The sequence below is a fragment of the Thermosporothrix hazakensis genome, from assembly GCF_003253565.1.
GTDB classification, from domain to species: Bacteria; Chloroflexota; Ktedonobacteria; order Ktedonobacterales; family Ktedonobacteraceae; genus Thermosporothrix; species Thermosporothrix hazakensis.
Genome location: NZ_QKUF01000006.1, coordinates 176103 through 191224 on the forward strand (window position 1 = coordinate 176103; position 15122 = coordinate 191224).

Annotated in this window: 12 protein-coding genes and 1 pseudogene; 8 read left to right on the top strand and 5 right to left on the bottom strand. The window is 51.7% G+C overall.

Translation table 11 applies throughout. The annotated features are described in order from the left end of the window. Nucleotides 1–576: 576 nt before the first annotated feature. From EI42_RS11485 to EI42_RS33190, 5 genes are all read left to right on the top strand, one after another. Nucleotides 577–1302: a TetR/AcrR family transcriptional regulator gene (locus tag EI42_RS11485; RefSeq protein WP_170142551.1), complete on the top strand. Its 726-nt coding sequence runs from the start codon at nucleotides 577–579 to the stop codon at nucleotides 1300–1302. 19 nt (nucleotides 1303–1321) lie between these two features. Continuing rightward, nucleotides 1322–3949, top strand: a complete 2628-nt coding sequence (locus EI42_RS11490; protein WP_111321979.1) for a PEP/pyruvate-binding domain-containing protein — start codon at nucleotides 1322–1324, stop codon at nucleotides 3947–3949. Nucleotides 3950–4077: 128 nt separating this feature from the next. Beyond that, nucleotides 4078–5292, top strand: coding sequence for a cytochrome P450 (locus EI42_RS11495; protein ID WP_170142552.1), 1215 nt, complete (start codon nucleotides 4078–4080; stop codon nucleotides 5290–5292). A gap of 115 nt (nucleotides 5293–5407) precedes the next feature. Next, complete coding sequence (locus tag EI42_RS33185) at nucleotides 5408–5680, top strand: ACT domain-containing protein (RefSeq protein WP_211326128.1); 273 nt, start codon at nucleotides 5408–5410, stop codon at nucleotides 5678–5680. After that, a complete protein-coding gene (locus tag EI42_RS33190) occupies nucleotides 5677–5820 on the top strand; it encodes an ACT domain-containing protein (RefSeq protein ID WP_211326129.1) in 144 nt (47 codons plus the stop codon). The genes EI42_RS33185 and EI42_RS33190 overlap by 4 nt, the downstream gene beginning before the upstream one ends. Nucleotides 5821–5879: 59 nt before the next feature. On the opposite strand, the gene EI42_RS11505 is transcribed toward EI42_RS33190, so the two are convergent. From EI42_RS11505 to EI42_RS11525, 5 genes are all read right to left on the bottom strand, one after another. Beyond that, nucleotides 5880–8858 (bottom strand): hypothetical protein, encoded by a 2979-nt coding sequence (locus EI42_RS11505; RefSeq protein WP_111321982.1) that lies wholly within the window; start codon nucleotides 8856–8858, stop codon nucleotides 5880–5882. Further along, nucleotides 8855–10312, bottom strand: coding sequence for a coiled-coil domain-containing protein (locus EI42_RS11510; RefSeq protein WP_111321984.1), 1458 nt, complete (start codon nucleotides 10310–10312; stop codon nucleotides 8855–8857). The genes EI42_RS11505 and EI42_RS11510 overlap by 4 nt, the downstream gene beginning before the upstream one ends. Continuing rightward, complete coding sequence (locus EI42_RS11515) at nucleotides 10290–10685, bottom strand: hypothetical protein (protein WP_111321986.1); 396 nt, start codon at nucleotides 10683–10685, stop codon at nucleotides 10290–10292. Before EI42_RS11515 ends, EI42_RS11510 begins: the two co-directional genes overlap by 23 nt. Before the next feature lie 401 nt (nucleotides 10686–11086). Further along, complete coding sequence (locus tag EI42_RS11520) at nucleotides 11087–12094, bottom strand: phosphotransferase enzyme family protein (RefSeq protein WP_111321988.1); 1008 nt, start codon at nucleotides 12092–12094, stop codon at nucleotides 11087–11089. Further along, entirely contained in the window at nucleotides 12094–12735 is a 642-nt protein-coding gene (locus tag EI42_RS11525) for a class I SAM-dependent methyltransferase (protein WP_111321990.1), read from the bottom strand. Before EI42_RS11525 ends, EI42_RS11520 begins: the two co-directional genes overlap by 1 nt. Before the next feature lie 232 nt (nucleotides 12736–12967). Between EI42_RS11525 and EI42_RS11530 the strand changes: the two genes are divergently transcribed. The 3 genes and pseudogenes from EI42_RS11530 (at nucleotide 12968) to EI42_RS11545 (ending at nucleotide 15108) form a co-directional block, all read left to right on the top strand. Next, the gene (locus EI42_RS11530) at nucleotides 12968–13351 is read left to right on the top strand and encodes a MerR family transcriptional regulator (protein ID WP_111321992.1); all 384 of its coding nucleotides are present in this window, start codon (nucleotides 12968–12970) and stop codon (nucleotides 13349–13351) included. Between the two features lie 178 nt (nucleotides 13352–13529). After that, nucleotides 13530–14238 (top strand): annotated as a pseudogene (locus tag EI42_RS34675) (SDR family oxidoreductase). Between the two features lie 48 nt (nucleotides 14239–14286). Continuing rightward, nucleotides 14287–15108 (top strand): LLM class flavin-dependent oxidoreductase, encoded by an 822-nt coding sequence (locus EI42_RS11545; protein WP_111321998.1) that lies wholly within the window; start codon nucleotides 14287–14289, stop codon nucleotides 15106–15108. Nucleotides 15109–15122 lie beyond the last annotated feature (14 nt).

Sequence of the window (15122 nt, forward strand, 5' to 3'; positions counted from 1 at the left end):
AAGTACTTCTCTCAAAGAAGAGAGTACATTGTATAGAAGTACCGTCTTTCCTGTTCCTTTCTATTGTAATGAAACTTATGCCTATTATAATACCCTGTTGTGTACATATGTGAAAATCTGTGATAACAATGTTTCTCCATTGTTGCTTCTCCTGGCTGATCGCTTTTTGCAAAGGCATGAAAGGGTAAACAAGCTTCTTTTACCGAAGCAGGTGTAGAGAGAAGAAATGGGGAGATATCTTCTTGTTATTGAGGAAAGCCGGGCTTTCTGGGTCTGAGAAGAAGCTGTATCCGGGAATTGCCGGGCGAAGAACAACGTTTTGTTGCCCTCAATATACACTTGAGCGTGAATAGCCCGCATTGTGCTGGATATTTGGGTCAGGCATGGGGCCTCTTTTTTGCGTATGTGAAGCAAGAAGAAAGCAGCAGAAATGCCTCTCACTTCCTCTTTTTTGAGCAGGGAAAATACGTTGTTTTCCCCTTGACTTTTGGCATCGGTTCACTGTATAGTTCTGAGAGGATAGATAAATGACTGTTTACAATCAAATAGTCATATAGTTAAAGGAGGATAGACGGTTTGACTCCGCAGGGGGGAAATGGGCGCGAACGTTCAAAGAGACAAGAGAGGGCTTTGCGCATCCTGGATGCAGCAGCAGCACTGATAGAGCGTTGGGGCTACCAGAAAACCACACTCGACGATATCTCGAAGCAATCCGGCGTACCGAGAGCGACAATGTATCTGCACTGGAGAACTCGCGAAGACCTTTTGCGGGCGCTGATACAGCGTGAGCGTATTGCTATGGGCGAGGAGCTGAGAGAGCGGATTCTCGCTGATCCCGAGGGCGCGACAATTTCAGGTGGACTGAAACATACGGCGTTGCTGATCATGCAGCGTCCCTTGCTTCGGGCGCTCATCATGCGTGATATTGAGATGCTGGACAAGATGGCACACGAAGGGGTGAACGGAGAGTCGCGGGTGAAGCGTATGGCTGGCTTTCAATTTTACCTGGAATTTCTGCGAGATCATGGCCTGGTGCGCAGCGATATGGATGTGAAGGCTCAGGTATACGCCTATAGTGCAATCTGTTTGGGATTTTTCCTGGCACAGTCATTTCTTCCTGAAGGCTACCAGTTACCAGATGAAGAAATAGCTGAATTGTTAGCGCTATCGGTTGAACGTGTGCTTGGCTCTATGGATCCCGTTGCCCCTGAGGAACTCGAAGCCGCGACAACAACCTTTATACACTATCTCGATAGTTCACTTGCAGAAGCAAAAGAACGATTTCAACAAGAACTAGAATGAGCATACTGGAGAAACGACAATGAACGGTGAAGTACATCTTCCCCTGGTTTTAGCCCTTGATGATCCGGCGGCCACGCTTGAGCGGGTTGGCGGAAAAGGGGCTTCACTGGCTCGTCTGGCCGCGGCAGGGCTGCCTGTACCCGCTGGTTTTCATGTGACCACGACGGCCTATCAGCGCTTTGTGCAGGAGCAAGGTTTGCAGGGGGAGATTCTGGCGGCAGTTTCTTCGATCTCAATCGATCAGCCGTCGACGCTTGAAGCCGCTTCTCAGCGCATTTCGTTGCTGTTTGCGCAGCATTCCATTCCGGCTGATATTGCTGCGGCCATTCGTCAGGCCTATGCCGAACTTGGTGGGGGAGCGGTTGCAGTGCGTTCGTCAGCAACCGCTGAGGATCTGCCTGAGATGTCGTTTGCCGGTCAGCAGGAGACCTACCTGAACATGCAGGGTGAGGATATGGTGCTTGAAGCCGTGAAGAGCTGTTGGGCCTCGCTCTGGACTGCTCGGGCGATTGGTTATCGGGCCCGGCACAATATCGCACCTGAAGATGTGAGCCTGGCTGTGGTGGTACAGAGGCTGGTTCCAGCCGATGCTGCAGGCATTCTTTTTACGGTAAACCCGTTGACCGCAGCTCATGAACAGGTAATGATAAATGCTGCCTGGGGACTGGGTGAGGCAATTGTTGGCGGGCAGGTGACGCCCGATACCCTGGTTGTCGATAAGGAGAGCGGGGAAGTTGTAGAGCGGCAAATTAGTTCAAAAGATGTGATGACGGTGCGAACTGCTGAGGGCACCCATGAAGAGCCTGTTCCGCTTGAGAAGCGCACTCAGCCGGTGCTCAGCGCGAAACAGGTAGCAGAATTGGTCCGCCTGGGCATGCAAGTTGAGCAACTGTACAAGCAGCCAATGGATATTGAATGGGCGCTGCATGAGGAGCATTTCTTCCTTGTGCAGGCTCGACCGATTACTGCTCTACCGGAGCCTGCCGCGCCCCGTGAGTGGAAGCTTCCCAAAGCAAACGGGCGTTATATGCGCAGTAGTGTGATTGAACTGATGCCGGACCCGCTTTCGCCGCTCTTTACCACGCTTGGCCTGCCTGCCTGGAATCGGGTGTACAAGCAACTGGGTGAGGAACTGGGCCTGAGTTTTCTCTACAATGATTCGTTTCTCACGACTGTGAATGGATATGCGTACTATGATCTTTCCGCTTTAAATGTCCGTTTTAAAGACGGCGTGCGGATCATAACTCTCTCGCTGAAGGAGCTTTTTAAGCTGCTCAAGACCGCCCAAAAACGCCTGGAGGAAGACGCGCGACCCAGGTATGCAGCGTTGAGCCAGCAATGGGAGGCGGTTGACCTCCAGCAGGAGTCGGCTGCACGTTTGCTGGAAGGAGTGACGGAGCTGGTGAAGGTAGCATCCGAGTATTACCTGACGATCCAGAGCGGTGTGCTCCCAGCAGCATATATGAGTGAGGCTGCCTTTACAGCTTTCTATGAGCGGCTGATCCGACGGCGAAATGATCCGCCCGCTTTGACCTTTCTGTTAGGCTTTACAAGCGAGCCGATACGGGCCGAGCAAGCGTTGTATGATCTGGCGCGTTGGGCCAGTACGCAGCCTCGCCTTGCTGATGTGTTGTTACAATTATCAAGCGAGCAGTTTCGTGAAGTCTACCAGGCGGATGCGCTGGCGGGCGTCGATACCGACATCTGGCAGTCATTCCGTGAGCGCTTCATTGCGCATCTGAAGCGCTTCGGGCACGCGATCTATGATCTTGATTTCGCGAAACCAGTTCCGGCAGATGATCCCGCGACGCTGTTTGAGACGCTGAAGTTTTTCTTGAGTGGTGAGGCGCCGAACCCGTATGATCGACAGAACGAGGCGCAGATGCGGCGTGAACGGGCAACACTGATTGTGCTGACACGCTTGAAGCGCGGTCCGCGTCTGGCGGCGTTCAAGAAGTTGCTGAAGTGGGCGCAAACGCTTGCTCCGTTGCGTGAAGATGGGTTGGCTGATGTCGGGCTTGGCTGGCCGGTTGTACGAAAGATGTTACGGGAGATCGGGCGGCGTCTGGTGCGGTCTCGCGCGCTGGCTACCGAGGATGACGTGTTCTGGTTGACCCTGTCTGAACTTCAGCAGGCCGTCAGCTTGCTTGATCACGGCCAGACACCAGAAAGCTATCAGGACATCGTGAGCAAGCGACGAGCGACATGGAAGAGTCAGAGTACAATGAATCCGCCTGTGGCGCTTCCTCAGAAGGGAGGCACGCGTGTTCTGGGTATGGATTTTGCTCGCTTCATGCCTGCTCGAACTGAACAGGAAAGTCATGATGTATTAAAAGGTGTGGGAGCAAGCCCGGGGCGGGTCACCGGCACTGCACGCGTGATTCATGGTCCGGATGAGTTCCAGCAGATGCAACAGGGGGATATTCTGGTTGCTCGTATCACAACTCCGGCCTGGACTCCACTGTTTGCGCTGGCAAGCGGGGTGATTACGGATGTCGGCGGCCCGCTCAGCCATAGCTCGATTGTGGCGCGCGAATATCATATCCCTGCTGTGCTTGGTACGGGCATGGCTACCGAGCGGCTACGCAGCGGGCAACGTGTGACCGTGAATGGTGATGTCGGTACAGTGACGATTCATGAGAAGTAGCGCTCTATTCTGGCTAAAAACGAGGGGACCTTTTCTGAAAGAGGCCCTTAAAAGTGCGTAAAATGGTCCTGATTGAAGGGGAGCTGCTACCCCATTTTTGTGATGCTCAGTTTGGAAAGGTCAGTTTCATGTTAGACAAACTTTCGACTATACAGGATGTTGAGCATTCGTACAAATATTACCAGATCATGCGTGATACTCAGCCTGTCTGGTATGACGAGCAGACTCGTTCATGGAATGTCTTTCGCTATCAGGATGTGTATACGGTCGTCACTGATCATCAGCGTTTTTCTTCGCAGATGAAGGCATCGCGCTCGCTCGATCGGGTGCTTGAGAACGAGAGCAGAATCAAAATGGGCAAGGCGCTTACCCGGTTGGATCCGCCGCTGCATCGTCGGTATCGCAATCTTGTTTCTCCTGCGTTTACACCTCGGGCGCTCTCCCGGCTCTCCGGGCGAATCGAGGCTATCAGTCAGGAATTGCTGGATCAAGTGCGGGCGGCGGGGAAGATGGAATTTGTCGCCGATTTTGCGTATCCGCTGCCGACAATTGTGATTGCTGAGATGATCGGCGTTCCGACTTCTGATCGTCCGCTGTTCCGAGGTTGGGCCGATGAACTGCTGAACAGCCAGATCCAGAGAGCGGAGGAGCCTCATGATGGGGACTCAAACGTGCGGCGCATGGTAGATGTGTTTGCGGAGATGAGCGAGTACTTTGATCGCATGCTGGAAGAGAGGCGGCGTCATCCTCGCAACGATATGATGAGCGAGCTCCTGGCGGTCGAACTTGATGGCGAGCGGCTGAGTACCGAGGACACCATCAGCTTTTGTATCACGCTGTTGTTAGCGGGCCATGTTACAACGCTGAACTTGCTCAGTCTGGCGATCTATTGTTTCCACACACATCCAGATGCGATGGAGCGGCTTCGCAAGCAGCGCGAGCTGATGCCTGGTGCTATTGAAGAAGTCCTGCGCTATATGTCGCCGGTGCGTGCGCTCAGGCGAGTCACAGCGGCTGATGTGACGCTTGGTGACGTGACGATTCCGAAAAATGCCCAGGTGTTTGCCTGGTTGGCTTCGGCCAATTACGATGAGCGCCAATTTGCTGAGCCAGAACGTTTTGATATTACGCGTGAGCCGAATAAACATCTGAGTTTCGGGCATGGCGTGCATTTCTGCATCGGTGCTCCGCTTGCACGAATGGAAGCAGGAATTGCTCTGCCGATGATCCTACAGCAATTGCCTGAACTTCGCATTGAGACAGATCAGCCACTAGAGCTGCTGGAAGGCTCGGGTATTCTTGGTTTTAAGCGCTTGCCTGTTACCTTTACCGCTTCGGCGTAGCCCGGAAAGCGCAACGAGTCTGCGGGAGGGGGAAGGGATCCCTTCTCCCGCTTTTTTGTTGACTCTTGTGAATATAAGGCAAATCAGGGTACACTACAGGAAGATCGTTTGTCGTATGAATAACAAGAAAGAGACGATTATGACTGTTGCATTGACCCTCTCGCTCCTTCCCGAAACATTTGCGATTTGCCGTCTGGAGCCGGGAACGCCTCTGCACGATTTGCAGAAGGGCGGCTCGTTTTTCTCTATCACCAGCACTATGGACGAGCTTTCGGTGGTCTGCCCGGTTGATTCGATTCCTTCGACGGAGATCAAGGCAGACCGTGATTGGAGCTGCTTCAAGCTGCATGGCCCGTTCCCGTTTGATCTGGTTGGCTCAATTCGGTGACCGCGCCACTGGCTGAAGCGAAAGTTGGCATCTTCGCGATCTCAACCTATGACACTGATTATGTACTGGTCAAGCAAGAGCTGCTGGAAAGCGCTATTGCCGCTCTGAGAAAGGCCGGACATACGGTGTACACCGATTGATCGGTAGGTTTCTATAAGGCTGCCTGCTTATACGCTATCTGTAATAGATCTTCCTCCTCTTAGACTTGTTCTGCGAGATATTCCAGCAATGATGCATCAGAGAGCCCGAGTCCTGCCTCCAACCACGAGGATGGTATGTTTGGATGCGCTGCTGTATCGATGCGCCAATGAAAGCCCGTTGCCTGTTTGGTCTGGTTGCTCAAGAGGTAAGAAGCGATAAGGGTGCAGTAGCGTGTCTTGACGCGGTCTACAGGAATATCAAGTATAAAGGTGTGCTTTTTGAGTGAGCAGGAAATATACTGATAGTAGTGCGATCTGTCGTGTTCATCAAGCAGGCTGAGTTCTACACCTGTTCGTGGTGGACCTTCCAGTGTCAATGTGAGCTTGTTTGCTTGCAGATGGCTCTCAAGGATGCGCGGTGGTCTATGGACCTCAAACGAGAGCGCTTTTTGTCCGCTTGTGAGTGTGAAGGTGGTGTACTCAGACAGGCAACAAGGTGCAAGTATTTGAAGGTCATTGAGAAGCGCATTCCCTGCACTATTTGTGTGATATGTGCCGAGCAATTGTTTCCCGGCGTATAGTCGAATCTCACTTTCGGGAACTGAAAAGATATATAGAAGGGAATGAGCAATGTAATAATACTGTAATCTCTCGACGCGTTGCCATGTTGTGCCCGAACTCCGCTGATAGAACCGTATGCCGAAAAGAGGCGGGGAGAAACAAAGATCGATTGTTTGTGCAAGGGTTGGAAAGGACAGCGGCACCGTGAGCCGGGGCGCAGTGAGCTCTTGCACGCCTTCAGGAAAGTGTTGTTGTGTATCGATGGGCGAGGCTGGCGTGACTGCTTCGGCTGTTACCTGAATGCTTGTTTGTCTGGTGGGCCGCTCGGGAGGCCCGAAGAGCGGGTGTGAGGCACTGATTTCGAGCGTTGTCGGCTGGCCCTCGATAAGCGGATAGGATGATGCACTGATTTCGACCGATGGGATGAGGGAAAATGTGCATTGCTCTATAACTTCATCTTCCTGAAGAAAGTGAAGCTGCCATTTGCCATAGCGTGCGCGGGTGAAGGTGTGCAAACTGCGCAGCGTCTTCTGATCGAGCCTGTAGCACTGTTCTGCGATCTCGGTCAGGGTGATGGGAAGCGTGACCTGTTCATCCCGGTAAGCAAGCTGACAGCGCAGTCCCTCTAGAGAACGATTTGTGTTGATCTGAAGCTGATTGAAGGCATAAAACTGACCATGTTTCAGGTGCACGGAAGAGCCATTTTCCGGCTGAATACTGATCGAAAACTTGCCTGGTTGCTTGAAGGTCCAGCGACATAGGCCCGCAGAGAGCTGAAACGGTTTCTCGGTCTCTTTCCAGATGACGCGATAGACTCTATAAGAAGTAGAGTAGGATTCTACATTTTCGAGTGCAATATGCGGTGCGTGCCAGATGCTGCATCCCTGCTTCACGAAGAGATAATAAAGCGTATCTCCCCATTTTCTCCTTGTACCGGCAGGAACATTCTGACGGGTACTGGAGGCGAAGAGAAGCGCATCATCCAGCGTTTTATGCATATATTTGGATGGAAGTGTCTCGAAACTATATTCGATAGAAAGGTCGCAATCAATGCGCTTGAGCAGCAGGCCGGGCATGTGGGACTCACTCTGGACCCCGCCTGTGTCGGTAGGATATAGCGGCCACTGTTGGGTATCACCTTGCGAGGTGCGGACGGTGAGAGTGCGTATAGTCTGATTCCAGAACCCAACTCTGACCCAGGGAAAGGTAAGCAGAATAGCCGGGCGCTGTTCCTCGAATGTCAGCTCCAGCGCTATTTTAACGGAGAGGCCCTGGGAGGCTTGCACTTTTTGTGTATCTATGAGCAACAATTCCCCGGGCGTTATCTCATCGACATAGAGGTAGAAGCTATTTCCCTGCTCATCATAACATCGTCGGGTGACATGAATGCGCTGCTCTCCTTTCCGGACCTCGAACGGCTGTGCCTTTTTATAGGCGATGTAGTGATTCTGCCGAAGCGGGATCAGTCGGTTGATGGGCCATTGCTGGATTGCTTCCAGCCAGAGCCAATCAAACGGCACTACCTGATAGCGGGTCTTTCCTATCTGATAATATCCATAGTGTAACATGTTCGACTGATAATGTACCCGGGATATATTTACGACGCGGTGTGCAGGTGTACTGATCTGCGTGTCGGACGGCAAGCTGAGCAGAAGTTCCAGAAAGCGTTCAGGCCTGAGGGCGTTGCGAAAGCGCTGGTAGACGCTCAGGATAATGTCTTTCTGGCGGCGGAAAAAGGATGGCGTTTCATTTTGTTCGAGCAAGGCTTTCAGGCTCTCCTGATCGGGGTATGTTCCTTCTGCGATCCGCTCTATAAGCTCTGCGAGCTTGAAAAGATCTTCCCGGAAACGCGGGTATGCTTTGTGATGGATTGGCAGGCTGTCTCCTGTTTGCCGTTGATATCCCTGAAGTATCGATTGCACTTCCAGCGAGTACGGATTCTGATGCGAAACAAAACGATATTGATAAAACCAGCAAAAGAAGTCAATAAACTGCTTGCGTTCAAGGCTGGCAACACCGGGGAGAGCGTCTGTCAGCGACTTGATAATCAGGCGGCGAGTTTGATCTGTGTGCTGCTCGTAGCGCTGTTGCCCGCGCCGGGGAATATGAGCCTGTGCATACGTGAGCCAGAGAAGCTCGGCGAGCGGGTAGGAGTACGTTATGCCGGACGCGCCAAGCTCTGGTAAAAAATCTTCCCAGAATTTGTACTCTTTGAGATAAAGCGTGTGCCGGATGTATTCGCAGGCATAGGCAAGCAGGATGTAGCCTTCCTTGAGGTAAGCCTGAAGGAGATTTGGGCGTCTGGCTTCGAGGTCATCGAGGGCTGCCAGTTGCTTGAAAATGGAGCGAGCCAGCTCTTGCAGCACTGCGTATTCCTGCTCGTCGAACTCGACCTGAGCAAGCGAGCCGCCGGCACGATATTGGCGCGAGACGAGTTCGCGATACACTCCCAATCGGTTCTGCTGTTGAAATGTCATGCCATATGCTCCCCTTCAATTTCTATCGGATCGAATACAGCCTGCTCCCTGAGCCATTCGAGGAGATACCAGCGTATCATCAACAATTGTTGCGCTTTGTTGATAGTGGTGATATGTGGGGATGGTGGCGTGTCGATGGAGGCAAGGAGCGGCTCAACGAGCGTGGATTCCAGGCGGAGCCAGCGGTTCCAATCCTCCCATTTGCTACCGGTGTGTGTGGTAGTGTGAGGATGGATGTTCAATTGTTGTGTCAATTGAGCTAAAGCCTGTCGCCAGGCGGGGTCAAGCGTTGAAGGCTGCTCCTGCTCGCCGTCGAGAGTGAAGAATATCTTATCGAGTAGCTTTTTGGCCTGGTTGAGCCTGTATTGTCGGAAGATCGATTTTCTGCGGTCAGCGAGCGGAAGAAGTGCTCGCATCTCTGTCAGATGGCTACGTAACAGTGCATCGTGCTCGGCTGTTTGGCGCTTCAGGGCTTCATATTGTTGCCTCGCGCGGTGAAGGATCTCGCTGTTGTTCTGGCTCATAAGTTGAAGAGTGGTCTTTACTTCCTGTAATTCCTTTTCTGACTCTTCAAAATTTTCCAGCGTTATTGTGTAGCAATCGTTAGCCTCAGAAAGCTCCTGACGGAGAAGCTCCTGTTCTTCTTGATGGCGCGTTTGTAGCTCAGTGAGCTTTTGTTGCAAGTCATGAGATTGTTTCTGTAGCTGCTCGATCTTTTGTTGCTGCTGCTGAACACATATAGTGAGTTCGTGAAGCCGCTGTTTTTGATTGTTCAAGGTAGATTGATCAATATGCAGAGAAGCGATTTTTTGTTGAAGCGTAAGCGCATTTTCGCGCTCGGTTGTGAGCTCCTGTTCCAGTTGCAAGATGCGCTGCTGTCGCTCCTCAAGTGTGGTCTCGAAGCTCTGATGCTGCTCCTCAAGCGCCGTGTTTCGCGCTTCAAGCTCCTCTATTTTATGCTGGAGGCGATGAATCGCCACTTTTTGCTTGAGCTTGCTGTCAGCTTGCAGAAGCTCCTGCAATAGTTCAGGAGTGCAGGCAGCGCTCAATTCTTTATGCATTAATAGTGCAAAATAGAGCGCGATGCTGATTCTTTCATCGTCCTTTTGATGAGCGAGTAAACGAACAACATCGTCTTCTAGATGTTCGGTTGAAGTCCGCTCCCAGGCCTGAATAACGAGGTGCCCATATTTATTGAGCCAGTGACTGTATAGCAGGAATTGCGCATGTTTGCAGCCGGTGCAATGGGTAATAAGCTCCTGTATTTTGCTCTCCGGGACATTGCGACCGCGCTCAAAGCCTTTTTTCCAATAGCGATCCTGCGGCTTGCGGTGATCATCCTTCTGAATTACCTCTTGAACGGCCTCCTTGCCGAGAAAGTGGACAAACGTGTCCCAATCGTCCCGGGTAAGCAGTTCGAGGGCGACGTGGTCATGCTTCTGCTTTTTGATCATGAGAGATCCCTTCTATATTCTGTTGAATAAAGCGGCTTGCTGCCTGCCATACATCATCGAAAGAGGGACGCGAAGGGCTGGAGAAGTGAAGATCTTCGATCAATTGCCCGGTTCCGATGATGACGTGTTTCTGACATGCTCGATGAATCCGAATGGACTGCTGTTCGAGCGTCCAGAAGGGAGAGGGGTTGTGCTGAAGCCAGACGCAGAGCTGAGGCCAGGCACCAGGGGAGAGGCCCAATGCGGTACCATCGTAGAGGCCTGGAGGACGATTGAACAGGGCGCTGATGGTTGCAAGCAGTTGCAGACGTTCCTGAGCGGTCGTAGCCAATGCGGCATAGTGAAGAAAAAGTAGCTCTTCAGGCTGATTCATGTGCTTTCTTTGCCTTCTCTCTATTGTGCTGTCTGAAATGCAAAAGAAGTACATCTACCACAACATACACGACACATATAGCAAAAACTGTGGAGACGAGGGCATCCTACACACTCCGCACCTGTACGCCTCCCAAAACCCGTAAGTAGAAAAGCGATGTACGAGATAGCTGCTTTTTTGAAGAGTTGGTGCGTCCGAAACGCGGTAAGCATATCTTACGAAGAGATTATACAATACTTGATCATTTTATGGAAAGGGGATAGTACCGACGGTTTCCCCATTTTATGGGATATCTCTACTTACGGCCATATCTGTAATAGGAGAGGAAGCAATTGAAGAAGCCCTCACGCCTTAAAGAAGCAAGAAGTGAAACATGATCGTTTGCTGGATAACCGTTTGCTTTATTGCTGCAATAGTTGAGGACAGGTCAGGAGCCATTCGCTCAAATGAAGAAAAGGGAGGCGGCCTTGAAGCTGCCTGGCAGGATTATAACTGAAGCCATCAAGTGCGGCTGCGTAGAGCGGTATTGCTGCCGTGTACGGTGTCAGCGCTTTTCGTTCTTGCTCCGATAGACGCGTATGGGCGGTTGTCTCGTATGCGTTGAGCAGCAAGGCAATGCGGTGCCATGCGAAGTCTTGCGGCTTCTGGGGCCCGTTGAGAGCAAGCAGCATAAAAGCCAATGCGTAGGTGAGGTCGTGGATGCGTGGGCGATACGCAAGAAAGCCAAAATCCAGATAGATCGTTTGCTTGTCTGGTGTCTGGCAGACGTTGCTCAGGTGGATGTCGCCGTGAATGAGCTGTTGTGGCAGATGTGAGGCGGGATGCCACTGCCGACGGAGCTCCCGAACGAGCTTTCCCAGATAATGAGCGATCTCAAATGCCTGTGGATGATCGTGAAGCGCCTGTTGTGTCACCGTTAGCCAGCGTCTCAAGCTGCTCGGAGGCGCATATGTTGCGACCAAGGGACGGGGAACCGTGTTGTCACAGGTCGAAAGCGCATGATGCAACCTGCCGAGTGCCTGAAAGAGCCAGCAATACGCCTCAAAGGTATGAGGTAGCCGTTGATGCGGCCTATACACTTCGATTTCTGCCCACCGTTTCCCACAGCGAAGCACGGTCGCGTTCGGCTCGGGAAGCGGAACCTGAAGCCCCTGTGCTGTAAGCGCTTGTCGAACACGCTGAATGGCAAGCAGGCGCTCACGTGATACGAATGGTTGATGTACACGTAAAACGATATTTTCCGGTACCACGTGTATATTCAGGCTCATGGTGCCGCCGAGATCGATCGCCGATGAGGTGGGATAACGTGACATGAGAAGCCGCTTCACATCTGGATTATTCAGGGTAGGGTGATCCGGATTGGCTGGATTGTCCTGCCACCATGAACGTAGACGGCTATGCTGTCCCATTATTTCTGATATTCCGCGAGGAATGTGCGCGTGCCAGAAGAAAGAGGCCGATCTTGAAACTGTACTTCGTGTAAACCACACTGTTGTATATGGTCAAGCTCGAAGCGGGCAAGCGGCCAGGGCGGACCGTCAAACTCCTCTTCCGGCTCACGTCCATGACAGATAATGAGCAACGTGCCACCCGGTGCGACACAGTGTGCAATAGCTTCTATGGCCTTTGTATGCAGATGGGGCGGAAGCGATTGAATGGTGAGCGCGTCAAAGACAAGATCGAAAGCCTGCTGATATCCCTCGGGAAGCGTGAAGAGATCCGCGACCTCATAGTTGACAGGAGAGCCCGGGAAGCGCTCGCGACACCAGGCAACGGCGTTCGGCGACACATCGAAGGCAGTGACGGTAAAGTGCTGATGAGCAAGTGCCTCTGCATCGTCTCCAAGCCCACAGCCGACGACAAGCGCTCGCTGTTTGTCTCCCTGGCGCTGCTGTAACCAATCGAGCAGGAATGGATGAGCGCTCTGACGGGCCCAGGGAACCATTGAGGGGTTATGTTTAGCATGAGTGTAAACGGCGTCAAACCATGCTGAAGGATCAGTGTAAGGCTGCCTCAGCGCACGGTTTTGGGTAGGGCCTTGCTGTTCCATACTTTTCCTCTATTTCTCGTCAATGTATGTAATCTACACTGACTGTACACGATGCTACACGAAAGTGCAAGGGGACCCTTTCTTTTTGTCAGGTAAGTGGGAAGAAATATGGTATGCTGATGAGTATGCTGGTGTAGAACGAATACACAAAATAAAGGACGAAATTTGCTTGACCCTGACACGGTGTCATACTTTACAATATCAGTGAAGATCAAACAGGAGGCTTAAACATATGAACATTGGCGAATTGTCGCGGCGCACTGGTGTCAGCATTCGATCATTACGCTATTATGAAACAAAGCATTTGCTATCGCCACAGCGGCGCGAGAATGGCTATCGCTTTTATGATGAATCAGCGGTTGAACGAGTGAAAGCTATTCAATTTTACCTGAAACTTGGTTTGACTACTACTGAAATAGCTGCCGCTTTAGGGGATTGTGATCTTGATATGTCATCATTTTCCCCTGAGTCGAACTATCTTTATGAGTGTCCTGAGGAACTGGCGCTGTATCGGAAGCGACTTGCAGAAGTGGAAGAGCAGATTGAAGCTCTCGAACGAGTCAGAATGTACCTCAAACGTAGTCTCTCAAAGGCTCAGGAAACGGTGTCCATCTAACCAGTGACGGACACTACAAGCGAAATAGTAGAAATAATCGTCCCTCATTATGTGAGCACTGATTGATCTTTGCCTGAAATACAATAGATTGCCTCCAGTATAAGAGTAGAGGGATAGAAATAGAATGGAGGAGAAGTGTACAGGGAAGAAAGCTGTCATTATCGGTTGAACAATTGGTATGGGGCTGGAAACAGCCCGCTTGCTTGTTGCAGGAAGTGCTAAAGTCCTGTTGACTGGTCGAAACGAGGTAAATCTAGAAGCAGCGCGGCAAGAATTCGGCTCGAAAGCACATGTAGTGCGTTCTGATGCCACTATCATGGCAGATATCGATGCACTGAAGCCGATCGTTGAGGAGAAGTCTGGTAAGGTAGAGCTGCTCTTTATTCATGTCGGGACCGCGCTGTTTGAGCCATTCGAGCAGGTAACAGAAGAATCGTATGCTCGACAGTTTCAAGTCAATACAAAGGGGCATTTTTCACGATGCAACGCTTGCTTCCTGCATTGCGGGATGGAAATGCAATCGTCTTGACGTCATCGGTGGCTGTAGGTGGGGGAAGATCGGGTGTGAGTGCCTAAGTAGTCACAAAAGATGTGATTGATGCATTTGCAAAGCTAATCGAGGTAGGTTACTGCTGCGAGATATTCGGGTAAGTGTGATCAGATCCGGTTTTATCGACATACCGACAATAGGTGTGGTTGGGTTGACTGAAGTTGTCAAAGAGATACTCAAGCAGCGAGGAGATAAGGTGACCCCGATGAGACGTCATGGTTTGGCCGAAGAAGTGGCGCGGGCGGTGCTGTTTCTCGCGTTCGAGGCCACGTTTACAACTGGCAGCACGCTTGCTGTTGATGGCGGGTTGGGAGAGCGGCTTTCTCGACCCCAATAGAGCTTGAGAAATGTTGTATTCTATAGATAGAGGTAGGAAACGTTAAAAATGCATTATGGTATAACTCTTCCGAACGTCTATAACTTCGCTGAGCCACATCTGCTGGCTGATCTGGCTCATACCGCAGAAGAGGCCGGTTGGGATGGAGTTTTCCTCTGGGACACGCTGCACTATCTGGCTGATGGGCAGCCGGTAGCCGAGGCCTGGATTTCCCTTACGGCAATGGCAATGCGGACCAGGCGCGTGAAGCTTGGCACGATGGTGACTGCGCCAACACGGCGGCGTCCTCAGAAGCTGGCTCGGGAGGCGGTAACGCTGGATCATGTCTCGAATGGCCGCTTTATTCTGGGTGTAGGAATTGGGGATATTGAGGATAAGGGCTTTACCCATTTTGGGGAGGTACTGGATGCAAAGCAGCGAGCAGGCATGTTAGATGAAAGCCTGGAAATCATCCAGGGGTTATGGAGTGGTGAGCCATTCAGTTATAGTGGAAAATATTACCAGGTCGATGAGATTCAATTCTTGCCAACCCCACTTCAGAAGCCCAGAATTCCGATCTGGGTGGCCGGGACATGGCCAAATAAGGGGCCTATGAAGCGGGCTGCTCGTTGGGACGGTGTGCATGTCTTCTCTTCACCGGAGGGCATTGCGCCAGTGAAGCGCTTTATGGATGAGCATCACACCGCCGGGGCGCCGTTTGATATCGTGGTGTCCGTGCCGCTGTTTGAGGCTGCGAGAAATGCTCAGGCCCGGGCAGCACTTCGTGAGGCTGAACAGGGGGGTGCAACCTGGCTGCTGGAATTTGTAATGCCGAATCAAGATGTTGACGCCGTTTATGCTGCGCTGCGTCAGGGGCCGCCATCCTTGTAGGAGACGAAGGCATA

Bases quoted from the DNA above. Each gene is read 5' to 3' on its own strand.
- EI42_RS11490 (WP_111321979.1), top strand. From the start codon at position 1,322: ATGAACGGTGAAGTACATCTTCCCCTGGTTTTAGCCCTTGATGATCCG.
- EI42_RS11525 (WP_111321990.1), bottom strand. From the start codon at position 12,735: ATGGAACAGCAAGGCCCTACCCAAAACCGTGCGCTGAGGCAGCCTTAC.
- EI42_RS11545 (WP_111321998.1), top strand. From the start codon at position 14,287: ATGCATTATGGTATAACTCTTCCGAACGTCTATAACTTCGCTGAGCCA.
- EI42_RS11530 (WP_111321992.1), top strand. From the start codon at position 12,968: ATGAACATTGGCGAATTGTCGCGGCGCACTGGTGTCAGCATTCGATCA.
- EI42_RS11510 (WP_111321984.1), bottom strand. From the start codon at position 10,312: ATGATCAAAAAGCAGAAGCATGACCACGTCGCCCTCGAACTGCTTACC.
- EI42_RS11505 (WP_111321982.1), bottom strand. From the start codon at position 8,858: ATGACATTTCAACAGCAGAACCGATTGGGAGTGTATCGCGAACTCGTC.
- EI42_RS11515 (WP_111321986.1), bottom strand. From the start codon at position 10,685: ATGAATCAGCCTGAAGAGCTACTTTTTCTTCACTATGCCGCATTGGCT.
- EI42_RS33185 (WP_211326128.1), top strand. From the start codon at position 5,408: ATGAATAACAAGAAAGAGACGATTATGACTGTTGCATTGACCCTCTCG.
- EI42_RS11520 (WP_111321988.1), bottom strand. From the start codon at position 12,094: ATGGGACAGCATAGCCGTCTACGTTCATGGTGGCAGGACAATCCAGCC.
- EI42_RS11495 (WP_170142552.1), top strand. From the start codon at position 4,078: ATGTTAGACAAACTTTCGACTATACAGGATGTTGAGCATTCGTACAAA.